This is a genomic window from Lysobacter silvisoli (assembly GCF_003382365.1).
Lineage (GTDB): Bacteria > Pseudomonadota > Gammaproteobacteria > Xanthomonadales > Xanthomonadaceae > Lysobacter > Lysobacter silvisoli.
This window is the reverse complement of the sequence record NZ_QTSU01000003.1, coordinates 609061-623154: the sequence shown is the minus strand read 5'-3', so window position 1 is coordinate 623154 and position 14094 is coordinate 609061. Positions and strand designations below refer to the sequence as shown.

The window sequence follows — 14094 nt, the reverse complement described above, 5'->3', positions numbered from 1 at the left end:
GTTACGAACGTCTGCTGATGGACAACGCCACCGGCCAGACGCCCGCACAAGTCACCTGCGCACACTGTCAAAGATCAGGGAAACCGGCCTCAGCGCCTCGTTTCCGCCCCGTCACCAAAGTGCCCGAGGGAGCCGCACACTATACAGCAGATTTCGCGTCCGTCAACACCTTGCGAAACCTTTTTGAAGCTTCCCGATCCTGCCGTTCGGGCCCTTGGGCCGTCCCGTCGATCGGGCCGCGCATCTTACAGCAGAGTTGGAAGCCGTCAACCGTTTTTGTTGAAGTTCCGACACCGCTTTCGCTGCGCCCCGCCCGGTCATCGAATGCACCTTGGCGGGGCGCGCATTGTGCACATGCACAACGCGTTTGGGAAGAGCGAAATCGCGTTCGCGCGAAACTTTTTTCGCGAACGCTTCAGTTGCCGATCAGGCGCACGCGCACCACGCGCTTGCCGAGCTTAAGCAAGCCGTCGAAACCGGCGATGAAAAGCCGCTGCGGATCATCCACCACCTCATTGTCGACCTGCAGCGCGCGCTCCTTGAGCTTGCGACTTGCCTCGGAGTTGCTGGCGGTCAGCCCGGCCGCGGAGAACAAGGCCGCCACACGCAACCCTTCGGTCGGGACCGGAATTTCCTTGGCTTCGAACAGATCGCGGTCCACCGCGGTGCCGGCGCCACGGGCGGCATAGACGCTCTTCCAAGCCAAAACGGCGCGCTGCGCCGCCTCGGCGCCATCGAAGCGCGCCGCCAGTTCCTCGGCCAGGCGCAATTTGACCTCATTGGCGAAGTCGTTCTGCTTGGGATCGCCGGCCAACGCCTGGTACTGCGCCTGCAATTCGCGCGCCTCGGCCGGACCGATATCGAAGCTCAGCAATTCGATCCAGCGCCACAACAGGCTCCCCGCATCGATCGTCATCGCCTTGCGCACAATGTCCACGGCCGGCTCGTTGATGCCGATGTAATTGCCCAGCGACTTGGACATCTTGGCCACGCCGTCCAGGCCTTCCAGCAGCGGCATGGTCAGCACGATCTGGGCCGGCTGGCCGTGATGCTCCTGCAGGCCGCGGCCCATGAGCAGGTTGAACTTCTGGTCGGTGCCGCCGAGCTCGACGTCGCACTCCAGGGCCACCGAGTCGTAGCCCTGCACCAGCGGGTAGAGGAACTCGTGGATGGCGATGGGCTGCTGGGCGGCGTAGCGCTTGGCGAAATCGTCGCGTTCGAGCATGCGCGCCACGGTGTGCTGGGCCGCGAGCTTGATCATGTCGGCCGCGCCCATCTTGCCGAACCACTCGGAATTGAAGCGCACCTCGGTGCGGTCCTTGTCCAGCACCTTGAACACCTGGTCGGCGTAGGTCTGGGCATTGGCCAGCACGTCCTCGCGGGTCAGCGGCTTGCGGGTGACGTTCTTGCCGGTGGGGTCGCCGATCATTCCGGTGAAGTCGCCGATCAGGAAGATCACCTGGTGCCCGAGGTCCTGGAACTGGCGCATCTTGTTCAGCAGCACGGTGTGGCCCAGGTGCAGGTCCGGCGCGGTGGGGTCGAAGCCGGCCTTGATGCGCAGGGGGCGGCCAAGCTTCAGACGGGCCTCGAGCTCGTCGAGCTTGAGGATCTCATCGGCGCCGCGGCGGATCAGGGCTAGGGCGTCTTGGACGGAGGCGGGGCTGGAAGCGGACAAGGGGAGGCTCGCGTGGCGGACCCGGCCCGGAACTGCGACCGGAATCAATGAATGGAGTTAACAGAGGGTTAAAAGTTACCGCATTGGGACGCGGACAAAAACCCTATTCAGGTCAAGGGTTTGACGCACGTTGCTCGCAACACTATGGTAACGCCGCTACACGGCCTTCACACCTTTGCGCAGGGGATTCCATCGATGACTGCTCCCGTCTCCGGTCCGGATCGGCGCGAACGCCTGAAAGCCCTGCGCGAAGCCGCTCTGCACCGACCGGTGTTGGCGCGTCATCTGTCCGATGGATTCAACGGCCGCTGGTCGCGCCGTCAGTGGGTGCAGGCGAGCCTGTTCGCCACCATGGGCATGCTGGTGCTGGCGATCGTGCCGGGCTTCGGCACGTCCAATGCCAAGCCCGTGCACGCCGCGCGCCAGTCGCTGGCACTCGCGCTGCCGCCGCTGCCGTTGTCGCGCGCGCAGGGCCACAGCGGCGACAGCTGGCAGCTGGTGCGCGTGGACCGCGGCCAGACCCTGGGCTCGGTGTTCGCCAAGATGGACATCCCGGCCGCGACCCTGCAGCAGGTGCTGGACCAGCCCGGCGCGCGCCAGGCACTGACCAAGATGAAGCCCGGCACCGAGCTGGGCTTCGACATGCCGGTCAACGGCGAGCTGCGCAGCTTCCGCTACGACCGCGACGAAGACCATCGCGTCGAGATCAGCTTCGCCGGCGGCAAGGCCTTCCAGAAGGTGGTCGAGCGCCCCAGCGTGACCCGCACCGTGGTGCTCAGCGGCAAGGTCGGCTCCTCGCTGTTCCGCTCGGCGCGCAAGGTCGGCCTGACCCCGGCCAACATCAACACCCTGACCGACGACATCTTCAAGTACGACATCGACTTCAACGAAGACGTCGGCGCCAACGACCGCTTCAGCGTGGTGGTCGAACAGATCTGGCGCGAAGGCGAGCTGGTCCGCACCGGTCCGGTGCTGGCGGCCACCTTCACCAGCGGCGGCAAGCTGCACACCGGTTTCCGCTTTCAGCGCGACGGCAAGGCCGAGTACTTCACCGGCGACGGCCGCCCGCTGAAGAAGAGCTTCATCCGCATGCCGATTCCCTATGCGCGCCTGAGCTCGGGCTTTGGCGCGCGCCGCCATCCGGTGCTGGGCCGCATGCGCATGCACAAGGGCGTGGACTACGCCGCCGGCACCGGCACGCCGATCATGGCCGCCGGCGACGCGCGGGTGAAATCCGCCGGCTGGATGGGCGGCTACGGCAACGCGGTGGTGCTGGACCACGGCCGCGGCTACACCACCCTGTACGGCCACATGTCGCGCATCGCCAAGATCCGCGCCGGACAGCGCATCGGCCAGGGCACGGTGATCGGCTACGTCGGCAGCACCGGCATGTCGACCGGCCCGCACCTGCATTACGAATTCCGCATCAACGGCGTGCACCGCAATCCGCTGTCGGTGACCATGCCGCCGCCGGAGCCGCTCAGCGGCGCGGCCCTGGCCCAGTTCCGCTCGCAGACGGGCGTGGCGCTGGCGCGCATCCGCCAGGTCGAGAACGTGATCTACGCCGACGCCGCGCCGGGCCCCAGCCCGCTGTCGCGCGCGCTCGCGCCCAAGAAGAAGTCCAAGGCCTGAAGTGCCGGCAGCCGCGCAGGCCCCCGCCGCGGGGCTGTTCGTAGGACTGATCTCCGGCACCAGCGCCGACGGCATCGATGCCGCGCTGGTGCGTTTCGACGCCGACAAGGGCTGCGAGCTCGTCCTGGGCCGCACCTACGCCTGGGACGGACCCATCCGCGCCCGCCTGGTGGCCCTGGGCCAGGGCGGCGACGCGCAGTCGCTGGAAGAGCTGGGCACCCTGGACGTGCAGATCGCCGATGCCTTCGCCGAGGCGACGCTGGCGCTGCTGGACGAGGCCGCCGTGGCGCCCGGGCAGGTGCTGGCGATCGGCTCGCACGGCCAGACCGTGCGCCACCGGCCCGAAGGCGCGCTGTACGACGGCCGCCACCCCTTCACCTGGCAGCTCGGCGACGGCCACCGAATCGCCGAGCGCTGCGGCATCGACACCGTGGCCGACTTCCGCCGCCGCGACGTGGCCGCCGGCGGCCATGGCGCGCCGCTGGTGCCGGCCTTCCATGCGGCCCTGCTGCATTCGGACGCCGAAGACCGCGCGGTGTTGAACCTGGGCGGGATCGCCAACTACACCCTGCTGCCGGCCCAGGGCCGGGTGCGCGGTTTCGACACCGGGCCGGCCAACTGCCTGCTCGACGCTTGGCACCAGCTGCAGCGCGGCGGCGCCTACGATGCCGACGGCGCCTACGCGGCCCAGGGCGAGATCGATCCGGAGCTGCTGGCGCGGCTGCTGGAAGAGCCCTGGTTCGCGCTGCCGCCGCCCAAGAGCACCGGCCGCGAGCAGTTCCACCTGGACTGGGTGCGCCAGCGCCTGGCCGGCGGCGAGCGGCCGCAGGACGTGCAGGCGACCTTGCTGGAGCTCAGCGCGATCACCGTGGCCGACGCGCTGCGCACGCAGCAACCGGGCACCCGGCGGGTGCTGGCCTGCGGCGGCGGCGTGCGCAATGCGCGGCTGCTGCAGGCGATCGCCGCGCAGCTGCCCGAGGCGGTGGTGGAGTCCACCGCGGACTACGGCCTGGACCCGGATTTCGTCGAAGCCATGGCCTTCGCCTGGCTGGCGCGGCAGACCCTGGCAGGATTGCCAGGGAATTTGCCGAGCGTGACGGGTGCGCGCGGGCCGCGGGTGTTGGGGGCGATTTACCCGGGTTGAGCATTGCGCTTCCCTCCTTATTCAAAGGGAGGAACTGAGCGGAGGCGAACCGATGGAGCCGGTAGCCGTGCTTCAGCCCGGCTGGTTGCGGCCGGCCGGCACCTGGTCGATGAGCTTCTGCAGATCGGCGTCGATCTGGCTGTCGCCCTGGTAGCCCCATTCGCCCTCGTCCACCGGGCGCGCCGCGCGGCCGATCAGGGAATAGCCGGGGTCGCTGGGAATGCCTTCCATCGCCGCGATCGCGGCCTGCAGGGCCTGCGAGTCGGTGTCGTTGAAGCGCGCGGCGATTTCCGCCTCGCAGGCGAACAGGCCGTGCTCGAGCAAATGCATCAGCGCGTCTTGCAGGCTCCAGCCGCGGAGCTGGGCGACGCGGCGGATGCGCTCGGCCAGTACCGGGTCGATATCGTGCAGGACAATGTCGGTCATTGCCGCACTTTACCTCAGCAAAGCGCGGGATTTGTGCATGAACGTCGGCGAATCGTGAATGACGTCGCGCGCGTTCAGGCGGCCGCCGCAGGCGCGGCCACCGGCCTGCGCATGACCAGCACCAGGCACAGCAGCAAGGCTGGAATGCCGATCAGGGCGGTGCCGATGAAGAACAGCGAATAGGCCTCGAGCAGGCTGCGGCCGGTTTCCAGTTGCTCCACCGCCACGCCCGACAGGCCCTTGAGGAACTTGCCGGGCATGGCATAGAACGAGCTCAGCAGCGCGTATTGGGTGGCGGTGTAGCCCACGCTGGTCAGGCTGGACATGTAGCCGATCAGGGCCACGCCGGCGAAGCCGTTGCTGAAGTTGTCGATGGCCATGACCGCGGCGAACACGCCCGGGTCGTTGCCGTGCACGGCCAGGTAGGCGAAGGCCAGGTTGGACCCCGGGCCCAGCACCGCGCCCAGCAGCAGGGTGGGCACGAAACCGAAGCGCACCGCGCTCAGGCCGGCCGCGGCGATGCCGACGATGGTCGCCACCATGCCGATCGAACCACGCACCACGCCCACGGCTCCCTTATCCATGCCCAGGTCGGCGTAGAACGGATTGGCCATGGGCCCGAGCACGAAGTCGGGCAGGCGGTACAGGCTGATCGCCAGCAGCATCAGCAGCGCCCATTTGCCGTGCGTGCGCAGGAACACCAGCAGCGGGCCGACCACCGCGTCGAAGAAACGCAACAGGGGGCGTACCAGCGGCCGCGACCACGTCGCTTCGGACACCGGCCGGCCTGCTTCCTCGCGCCGCAACAGCAGCCACAGCATCAGCGGCACGCCGACGGCGAAGACCAGGTCGCGCAGGCTCCAATCGACATTCCACAGGTTGTGCGCGACCAGCTCGTAGACCACCGCCGCCACGCCCAGCACCAGCGCCGCCAGCCAGCGCAGCACCATGGCGTCGGATACGCCCAGCGGCTGGCCGTCGTCGGCGATGTCCACCGCCGGCTCGGCCTTCGCGGCGCGGGTCTCGCGGGCGAAGAACACCGCGATCATGCCCACGCCCAACAACGCGGCCATGATTTCGTAGGACACCACCCAGCCCACGCGCGCGGCCAGGATCAGGATCAGCGAATCGGTGACCAGCAGCGCGGCGCGGTAGCCCAGCGCCGAACTCGCGGTCAGCAGGCCCTGTTCCTCGTTGCTCTGCGCCGACTCGATGCGCCAGGCGTCGATCACGATGTCCTGGGTGGCCGAGGCCAGCGCCACCACCAGCGCCATGGCGCCGAACACCAGCAGCTGGTTCACCTGCACGCCGCCCAGGTGCAGGCCGCCGTGGCGCGGTTCCAGCAGGGCCATGCCGAGCAGGGCCGCGGCGGCGACCAACTGGGTCAGCAGCATCCAGCCGCGCCGGCGCCCCAGCCAGCGGCCGAACAGCGGCGCGTCGGTCTTGTCGACCAGCGGCGCCCACAGGAATTTCAACGAGTAGGCCAGGCCCACCCAGGACAGGAACCCGATCGTGGACAGCTCGATCGCGTTCTCGCGCATCCAGTAGCCCAGGGTGTTGCCGACCAGGTAGATCGGGATGCCGGAGCTGAAGCCCAGCATCAGCATCACCAGCACCTTGGGCTGGCGCAGGCTGCTCAGGACCAGCCGCCAGCCGGTCTTGGGCTTGGCCGCGGCCTCAGAGCTCATAGTCGACGATGAAAGGCGCGTGGTCGGAGTAGCGTGGCTCCTTCTGGATCGCGCAGGCGCGCAAGCGATCGCGCAGGTTCGGGGTCACGATCTGGTAGTCGATGCGCCAACCCACGTCGTTGCCGCGCGCGCCGCCGCGGTTGCTCCACCAGGTGTAGTCCTGGCCCTCGGCCTTGAGCGAACGGTAGGCGTCGACCCAGCCGCCTTCGTCGGCGCACAGGCCGTTGAGCCAGTCGCGCTCGGGCGGCAGGCAGCCGGAGTTCTTCTGGTTGCTGGCCCAGTTCTTGATGTCCAGGCGGCTGCGCACGATGTTCCAGTCGCCGCACAGCACGTACTGGCGGCCGCTGCGCAGCCACTCGTCGAGCTTGGGCTTGAGCCAGTCCATGACCTCGAACTTGAAGCCCTGGCGCAGCTCGCCGGAGGAACCGGAGGGGATGTAGAACGAGACCACGCTGAGGTCGCCGTAGCGCGCCTCGATGTAGCGGCCCTCGTCGTCGAACGGCGCCCAGCCCATGGCCGTGCGCACCTCGTCGGGCTCGCGCTTGGTGTAGATGGCCACGCCGCTGTAGCCCTTCTTGGTGATGGCGTCGCGGAAGTAGGCGCGGTAGCCCTCGGGCAGGAATTCGGGGCCGGCGAGCTGGTGCTCCTGGGCCTTGGTTTCCTGCACGCACAGCACGTCGGCGTTCTGGGTGCGGAACCAGTCGAAGAAGCCTTTGCTGGCCGCCGAGCGCAGGCCATTGGCGTTGAAGCTGATGATGCGCATGCGCACTCCGGGGCGTGGTGCGGGCGATCATAGCAATGGCCCGGGCGCCGGTGGCCGTATCATGGCGGCATGCCCACCGACCCTGCCGCGCCCGCCGCCGTCCGCGTCGTCCCCGTCGACGACGCGCTGGCCGCCGCGGTGCGCGCGCTGGAAGTGGCGCCCGAGCAGATCCAGTACGTGGGCGACACCGCCTTCAACCTGGACGACACCCGCCGCGACCCGCACAGCGAGGCGATGGCGGTGCTGGCCGGCGAGCGGGTGATCGGCTTCTACCGCCTGGACTTCCGTGCCGAAGCGGTGGGCGGGCGCGCCTTCGACGAGCCCAGCGTGGGCCTGCGCGCGGTGGTCATCGACCGCCGCGAGCAGGGCCGCGGCTACGGCGCGGCCGCGATGGACGCCTGCGCCGAAGACCTGCAACGCCGCCACCCGCAGCTGCGACTGCTGGCGCTGACGGTGAACTGCCGCAATCACGCCGCGATCGCCGCCTATCGGCGCTCGGGCTTCGCCGACACCGGCGAACTCTACCTGGGCGGCCAGGCCGGCCCGCAGCACCTGATGCTGCGCCGGCTGCAGCCGCCCTCCACCGACTGAGCCCCCCATGACCGACCACCGCTCCCGCTTCCTGCAACTGGCCCTGCGCGCCGACGCCCTGCGCTTCGGCGACTTCACCCTGAAGTCCGGCCGCAGCAGCCCCTACTTCTTCAACGCCGGCCGCTTCGACTCCGGCGCGGCCCTGGCCGAGCTGGCCGGCTGCTACGCCGACGCCATCGACGCCCACGGCCTGGACTTCGACCTGCTGTTCGGGCCGGCCTACAAGGGCATCCCGCTGGCCAGCGCCCTGGCCTGCGAATACGCGCGCCGCGGCCGCGACCTGCCGCTGGCGTTCAACCGCAAGGAAGCCAAGACCCACGGCGAAGGCGGCAGCCTGATCGGCGCGCCGCTGGACGGCCGCCGGGTGCTGATCGTGGACGACGTGATCACCGCCGGCACCGCGATCCGCGAGGCGCTGGCCATCATCGCCGGCGCCGGCGGCCGCGCGGTCGGCATCGTGATCGCGCTGGACCGCCAGGAGGCGGTGGACCCGGCCACTACCCGACGCTCGGCGGCAGAAACTGTCGCAATCGAACAGGGCCTGCCGGTGATCGCGGTGGCGACCCTGGCCGACCTGCTCGACTACACCGGCGCGGCGGCCACGGACGACCCCGAATGGGCCGCGCAGCGCTCGCGTTTGCTCGACTACCGCGCGCGCTACGGCAGCCAGGCGCAAGACTGAGCGCGATGGCCGGGCGCGGCCCTGCGGCCGCGTTGTCGGAATCGTGACGCCGGTTGCACGCGCCGGGGGCTGGGATGGCGCGACTCTTGCGTGGGTTTTGCTCAGATACGCTTTGCCCAGAGACGCCTGGCCATGCACAGGCAGGGAGCCGAGATGAACCAGACCCTCACCATCCTCACCGGCGCCGCGCTGATGGCGCTGGTGGCCGGCGCCGCGCCGGCCCAGGACACGGCCAAGAAGAAGCTGTACTGCTGGCAGGAAAACGGCCGCAAGGTCTGCGGCGACGCCCTGCCCGCCAGCGCCGTGAACAGCGCGCGCACCGAATTCAGCGCCAAGAGCGGCATGGCCACCGCCCGGGTCGACCGCGCGCTGACCGCCGAGGAGCGCGCCGCCGCCGCGACCCAGGCCGAGACCGACCGCCTGGCGGCGATGGCCGCCGAGGCCAAGGCGCGCCGCGACATCGCCATGGCCCAGTCCTACGCCACCGAGTCCGACCTGCGCCGCGCGTTCCAGGAACGCATCGCGGTGCTGGATGAAACCGTCAAGGCCTCGCAGCTGGGCGTGGAAGGCCGCCGCCAGAGCCTGATCAGCCTGCTGCGCAAGGCCGGCGAAAACGAACTCAACGGCAAGCCCGTGGGCAGCGGGCTGTCCGACAACATCCGCAACCAGCACGCCGAACTGCTGCGCCAGCAGAACATCCTGGCCCAGCAGAAAATCGAACGCGCGGCCATCGACGAAGACCTGGCCGCGGCGCTGGAGCGCTACAACGCGATGAAGGCGGCGGAGGCGGCGCGGAACGCGGGCGGGTGAGCGGCACGCTGGTTCCAGTACGCAGGAGGCCGGCGAATGCCGGCCTTTTTGTTGGCGCAGGCCCGTACGGGCCGTGCGCCCTGCGCCTCCCCCACTTCCCCTTTGCTTTCTTCCCCCTTTGGAAAAGGGGGATTGAGGGGGATTTGCCTTTGTTGTTGCTCTTGCTTAGGAGCAACAGCAACAGCTTCCGTCCGCAAGCGGCCGGGTCACTTTCTTTTGATAAGCGTCAAAAGAAAGTAACCAAAGAAAAACGCTTCGCCAGAGCTCCCGTGCGAGAGCGGAGTGGGCGCGGGGATTTTTCGATGGCACATCCCTGTGCCAGCGAAAAACGGCGCACATCCTGTGCGCCGCCCTCCGGGTCTTCATTTGCGGCTGCGAGTTCGGGGCCCGAGCGAGGGTCAAGAGCATTCGCGCTTTGCGCTCACCCCCTCACCCTAGCCCTCTCCCGTAAACGGGAGAGGGGACTGATCCGACGCTGTCGCTTTTAGCCCCTCTCCCGCTTACGGGGTGAAGGGCAGCGCTTGCGAGCCATTGGCTCGCGCTGCACTGAACGCCCGACCGCTATGCGGGCGGGCCGGGGTGCGGGTTGGGGTGAGGGCACGCGGGCCCGCAAACTCGCGTCGCATCCCAGGCCAGGCCGGCGTCGCTTCAAACGGCGGATTTCAGAACGGCAAGTTGAGATCCGGGTCCACCGCCAGCAGCTGCTGGCGGAACACCGCCTGGATGCGGCCCATCGCGTCGCGCGAATCCGCGTCGAAGCGCAGCACCAGGATCGGCGTGGTGTTGGACGCGCGCACCAGGCCCCAGCCGTCGGCGTAGTCCACGCGCAGGCCGTCGATGGTGGACAGGCGCGCGCCCTCGAACTGGGCCTGGGCGCGGAAGCGCTCGACGAAGCTGTGCGGGTCGCCTTCGGGCGCTTCGACCTTGATCTCGGCCGTGGCCACGCCGTCGGGCAGCGCGTCCAGGGTTTCGCTGGGCGTCTGCGGGCGGCCGGCCAGGATTTCCAGCAGGCGGGCGGCGGCGTAGATGCCGTCGTCGAAACCGAACCAGCGCTCCTTGAAGAAGAAGTGGCCGCTCATCTCGCCGGCCAGTTCGGCGTCGGTCTCGCGCATCTTGGCCTTGATCAGCGAATGCCCGGTCTTCCACATCAGCGGGCTGCCGCCGTGGCGCAGGATGTGGCCAGGCAGGCGGCCGGTGCACTTCACGTCGTAGATGATCATCGCGCCGGGGTTGCGTTCCAGCACGTCGGCGGCGAACAGCATCAGCAGGCGGTCGGGGAAGATGTTGTGGCCGTCGCGGGTGACCACGCCCAGGCGGTCGCCGTCGCCGTCGAAGGCCACGCCCAGGTCGGCGTCCAGGCGCTGCACCATCTTGATCAGGTCGGCGAGGTTGTGCGGCTCGCTCGGGTCCGGGTGGTGGTTGGGGAAGTGGCCGTCGATGTCGCAGTACAGCGGCGTGACTTCGGCGCCGATCGCGCTGAGCACGCGCGGGCCGATGTCGCCGGCCACGCCGTTGCCCGCGTCCACCACCACCTTGAGCGGGCGGTCGATCTGCACGTCCGAGGCGATGCGCTGCACGTAGTCCTCGCCGATGTCGCGCTCCTGCAGCGAGCCCAGGTCGCCCAGGTGCAGGCGGTCGTCGGCGATGCGCGCGTACAGGTCGGTGATGGCGTCGCCCGACAGGGTGGTGCCGCCGACCACGATCTTGAAGCCGTTGTAGTCCGGCGGGTTGTGGCTGCCGGTGACCGACACGCAGGAGCCCGCGCGCAGGTGGTAGGCGCCGAAATAGATCACCGGCGTGGGCGCCATGCCGATGTCGATGACGTTGCGGCCGGCCTTGCGCAGGCCGGCGATCAGGCCTTCGACCATGGCCGGGCCGGACAGGCGGCCGTCGCGGCCGACCACGATGTCGGTCAGGCCCTGCTCGTGCATCAGCGAACCCACCGCCTGACCGATCAGTTCGGCCACGCCGGCGTCCAGGGTCTGGCCGACCACGCCGCGCACGTCGTAGGCGCGGAAGATGCTGCGGTCGATCGCCACGGCCTTGGCCGGCAGCGGCGACTTGACGTCCACCGGCAGTTCCACCGGCTCGGGCGCCGGCTGCTGCTGCAGCGCTTCGGACAGGGTCTGCGACGGCCCTTCTTCTTCGGTCGCCACCGCCGCGCCGCGGCGCAGCTTGGGCGCGCGCCAGGCCAGCAGGGCCAGCAGGGCCATGACCGCGGCCACGCCGAAGCAACCGATCGCGCCCAGGCCCAGCGGGCCGCCGGCCACGTCGGGCACGGCCGCGGCCACGCGCAGGTCGCTGTCGGGAATCTTCGCCGCCAACGCTTCGGCGCCGTTGGACAAGGTGGCATCGCCGCGCTCGACCACGCTGTAGCCGCCCTGGCGCAGGGCCAGGTAGCTGTCGCCGGATACCGCTGCGCCTTCCACGCCCTGGCTCACGCGCTGCAGCGGCAGGCGCAGGAACGCCACGCCCACGGTCTGCTTGCCCACGCGCGCCGGCGCGGCCAGCGCCAGCGAGGGCTGGGCGCCGTCGCGCGCGACCCAGGCCACGGCCTTGTCGTTGGCGATCGCCGCTTCCATCGCCGCCAGGCGGCCGTAACCGCCCTTGGGCAGAGCCGCATATTCGCTGGCCAGGTCGGGTGCGAGCACCGCCGCGTCGCTGGCGCCGGGCCAGTCCTTGCTCAGCTCGCGCGCCGCGCCGGCCAGGTCGGCCGCGCCCAGCGCGGTCTGCACCGGCGCCGAGGCCAGGCGCTCGTCCAGGCGCTTGAGTTCGGCGGCCAGGCCGCCCTTGGCGGCTTCCACCGCGGCGTCGCGCGCGCGCTCGATGCCGCCGCGGCGCGCGTTGTCGCGCTGCTGCTGCCAGCCGCTCCAGGCGAACCACGCCGCCAACAGCGCCAGCACCGCGATCGCGACCGGGCGCAAGGGCTTGAGTTGGTCGGCCGACAGCTTCGGCCGCTCTATCTTCAAATCCACCATCGTTCCGTCCTTATGCTCAGCGCACGCCGGTGTGGCCGAAGCCGCCGGCCCCGCGCGCGCTGGTTTCGAATTCGTCCACCACCTGCAGCGTCGCGCGCACGATAGGCAACACGACCAACTGCGCGATGCGATCCCCCGGCTGCATCGTAAAAGCCTCGCGGCCGCGATTCCACACGCTGATCAGCAAGGGGCCTTGGTAGTCTGCGTCGATCAGGCCGGTGCCGTTGCCCAGCACGATGCCGTTTTTGTGACCCAGTCCCGATCTGGGCAGGATCACCGCGCACAGTCCGGGATCGCCGAGGTGGATGGCCAGGCCCGAGGGCACCAGCGCGGTGTCGCCGGGGTGCAGCACCAGCGACTGATCCAGCGCCGCGCGCAGGTCCAGGCCGGCGCTGGCGGCCGTGGCGTATTGCGGCAGCGGCCATTCCTGGCCGAAGCGCGAGTCGAGGATCTTCAGTTCCAGGGTGTGGTTCATGCGTTGCGCAGCCGCTGTGCGATCAGGTCCAGCAACTCGTCGGCGAGCTGCGTCTTCGGGGCCGGGCCCAGCGCGCGTTCGCCGTCGGCCCAATACACGGTGAGCGCGTTGTCGTCGCTCTCGAAACCGCTGCCGGGCTGGCCGACGCGGTTGGCGGCGATCAGGTCCAGCTTCTTCTTTTCCAGCTTGCCGCGCGCGTAGTGCTCCACGTCGTTGGTTTCGGCGGCGAAGCCCACCACCAGGCGCGGGCGCTGCACGCTGACCGCGACTTCGGCCAGGATGTCGGGCGTGCGCACCAGTTCCAAAGCGAAGTGCGCCTCGCTCTTCTTGATCTTGCCCGGCGCCACCTGCACCGGGGTGTAGTCGGCCACCGCGGCCGCGCCGATGTAGGCGTCGGCGGGCAGACCGGCCAGCACCGCCTCGCGCATCTGCGCGGCCGAGCGCACGTCGCGGCGCTGCACGCCGGCGGGCGTGGGCAGCGACACCGGGCCGGCGACCAGCTGCACCTGCGCGCCGCGGCGCGCGGCGGCCTCGGCGATGGCGAAGCCCATCTTGCCGCTGCTGCGGTTGCCGATGAAACGCACCGGGTCGATGTCTTCATAGGTCGGGCCCGCGCTCACCAGCAGGCGCAGGCCCTGCAGATCGGCAGCGCTCATGCCGGCACCTGCGCCAGCGCGGCGACGATGTCGTCGGGCTCCATCAGCCGGCCGGGGCCGGATTCGGGCTCGGCCATGGGCCCGTCCATCGGCCCCAGCAGGCGCACGCCGCGTTCGCGCAGCACGGCCACGTTGGCCTGGGTGGCCGGGTGCGCCCACATGCGGTGGTTCATCGCCGGGGCCAGGGTCACCGGCGCGTCGCTGGCCAGGCACAGCGTGGCGATCAGGTCGTCGGCGAAGCCGTGGGCGAGCTTGGCGATCATGTCGGCGGTGGCCGGCGCGATCACGATGCGCTGGGCCCAGCGCGCGAGCTGGATGTGGCCCATCGCGGCCTCGGCGTCGGCGTCCCACAGCGAAGTGCGCACGGTGTGCCCCGACAGGGCCTGGAAGGTGGCGGTGCCGACGAAGCGGGTGGCGTTCTCGGTCATCGCCACGCGCACCTCGGCGCCGGCGTCGCGCAGGCGGCGGACCAGTTCGGCCGCCTTGTAGGCGGCGATGCCGCCGCAGACGCAAAGCAGCACGTGCTGGCCTTGCAGGGGTGAGGGCGCGTCTGGGGCCATGTTCAGCTTCGGAT

At 69.8% G+C, this 14094-nt stretch carries 11 protein-coding genes and 1 pseudogene; 5 read left to right on the top strand and 7 right to left on the bottom strand.

The features are described 5' to 3' along the window. Window positions 1-415 precede the first annotated feature (415 nt). Window positions 416-1675, bottom strand: coding sequence for a tyrosine--tRNA ligase (gene tyrS, locus DX914_RS17740; RefSeq protein WP_115861201.1), 1260 nt, complete (start codon window positions 1673-1675; stop codon window positions 416-418). 195 nt (window positions 1676-1870) lie between these two features. On the opposite strand from tyrS, the gene DX914_RS17735 reads away from it, so the two are divergent. After that, window positions 1871-3307, top strand: coding sequence for a M23 family metallopeptidase (locus DX914_RS17735; RefSeq protein ID WP_115861199.1), 1437 nt, complete (start codon window positions 1871-1873; stop codon window positions 3305-3307). 1 nt (window position 3308) lies between these two features. Next, window positions 3309-4451, top strand: a complete 1143-nt coding sequence (locus DX914_RS17730; protein WP_115861197.1) for an anhydro-N-acetylmuramic acid kinase — start codon at window positions 3309-3311, stop codon at window positions 4449-4451. A gap of 72 nt (window positions 4452-4523) precedes the next feature. Here the strand turns inward: DX914_RS17730 and DX914_RS20780 are convergent, their stop codons facing one another. The 3 genes from DX914_RS20780 to DX914_RS17715 form a co-directional block, all read right to left on the bottom strand. Continuing rightward, the gene (locus DX914_RS20780; protein ID WP_231118316.1) at window positions 4524-4877 is read right to left on the bottom strand and encodes a hypothetical protein; all 354 of its coding nucleotides are present in this window, start codon (window positions 4875-4877) and stop codon (window positions 4524-4526) included. Window positions 4878-4951: 74 nt separating this feature from the next. Next, window positions 4952-6565, bottom strand: coding sequence for an AmpG family muropeptide MFS transporter (locus DX914_RS17720; RefSeq protein ID WP_196778951.1), 1614 nt, complete (start codon window positions 6563-6565; stop codon window positions 4952-4954). After that, complete coding sequence (locus DX914_RS17715) at window positions 6555-7328, bottom strand: exodeoxyribonuclease III (RefSeq protein ID WP_115861195.1); 774 nt, start codon at window positions 7326-7328, stop codon at window positions 6555-6557. Before DX914_RS17715 ends, DX914_RS17720 begins: the two co-directional genes overlap by 11 nt. A 69-nt stretch (window positions 7329-7397) precedes the next feature. Here DX914_RS17715 and DX914_RS17710 point away from each other — a divergent pair, with 69 nt between their 5' ends. The 3 genes from DX914_RS17710 to DX914_RS17700 all read left to right on the top strand — a co-directional run bounded on the left by DX914_RS17710 (window position 7398) and on the right by DX914_RS17700 (window position 9411). Further along, complete coding sequence (locus DX914_RS17710; RefSeq protein ID WP_115861193.1) at window positions 7398-7919, top strand: GNAT family N-acetyltransferase; 522 nt, start codon at window positions 7398-7400, stop codon at window positions 7917-7919. A gap of 7 nt (window positions 7920-7926) precedes the next feature. Next, a complete protein-coding gene (gene pyrE, locus DX914_RS17705) occupies window positions 7927-8601 on the top strand; it encodes an orotate phosphoribosyltransferase (RefSeq protein ID WP_115861191.1) in 675 nt (224 codons plus the stop codon). 153 nt (window positions 8602-8754) lie between these two features. Beyond that, on the top strand, window positions 8755-9411 hold the full coding sequence (locus tag DX914_RS17700; RefSeq protein ID WP_115861189.1) for a hypothetical protein: 657 nt from the start codon (window positions 8755-8757) through the stop codon (window positions 9409-9411). A 662-nt stretch (window positions 9412-10073) separates the two neighbouring features. Here the strand turns inward: DX914_RS17700 and DX914_RS17695 are convergent. The 3 genes and pseudogenes from DX914_RS17695 to coaBC form a co-directional block, all read right to left on the bottom strand. Beyond that, entirely contained in the window at window positions 10074-12389 is a 2316-nt protein-coding gene (locus DX914_RS17695) for a phosphomannomutase/phosphoglucomutase (RefSeq protein WP_115861187.1), read from the bottom strand. 16 nt (window positions 12390-12405) lie between these two features. Then, complete coding sequence (gene dut / locus DX914_RS17690; protein ID WP_115861185.1) at window positions 12406-12864, bottom strand: dUTP diphosphatase; 459 nt, start codon at window positions 12862-12864, stop codon at window positions 12406-12408. Next, window positions 12861-14080: pseudogene (coaBC, locus tag DX914_RS17685) on the bottom strand (bifunctional phosphopantothenoylcysteine decarboxylase/phosphopantothenate--cysteine ligase CoaBC). Before coaBC ends, dut begins: the two are co-directional and overlap by 4 nt. Between the last annotated feature and the right edge of the window lie 14 nt (window positions 14081-14094).

Excerpts from the sequence above, each read along its gene's own strand:
- DX914_RS17735 (WP_115861199.1), top strand. The coding sequence starts at position 1,871 with ATGACTGCTCCCGTCTCCGGTCCGGATCGGCGCGAACGCCTGAAAGCC.
- DX914_RS20780 (WP_231118316.1), bottom strand. The coding sequence starts at position 4,877 with ATGACCGACATTGTCCTGCACGATATCGACCCGGTACTGGCCGAGCGC.
- DX914_RS17720 (WP_196778951.1), bottom strand. The coding sequence starts at position 6,565 with ATGAGCTCTGAGGCCGCGGCCAAGCCCAAGACCGGCTGGCGGCTGGTC.
- DX914_RS17715 (WP_115861195.1), bottom strand. The coding sequence starts at position 7,328 with ATGCGCATCATCAGCTTCAACGCCAATGGCCTGCGCTCGGCGGCCAGC.
- DX914_RS17710 (WP_115861193.1), top strand. The coding sequence starts at position 7,398 with ATGCCCACCGACCCTGCCGCGCCCGCCGCCGTCCGCGTCGTCCCCGTC.
- pyrE (WP_115861191.1), top strand. The coding sequence starts at position 7,927 with ATGACCGACCACCGCTCCCGCTTCCTGCAACTGGCCCTGCGCGCCGAC.
- DX914_RS17700 (WP_115861189.1), top strand. The coding sequence starts at position 8,755 with ATGAACCAGACCCTCACCATCCTCACCGGCGCCGCGCTGATGGCGCTG.
- DX914_RS17695 (WP_115861187.1), bottom strand. The coding sequence starts at position 12,389 with ATGGTGGATTTGAAGATAGAGCGGCCGAAGCTGTCGGCCGACCAACTC.
- dut (WP_115861185.1), bottom strand. The coding sequence starts at position 12,864 with ATGAACCACACCCTGGAACTGAAGATCCTCGACTCGCGCTTCGGCCAG.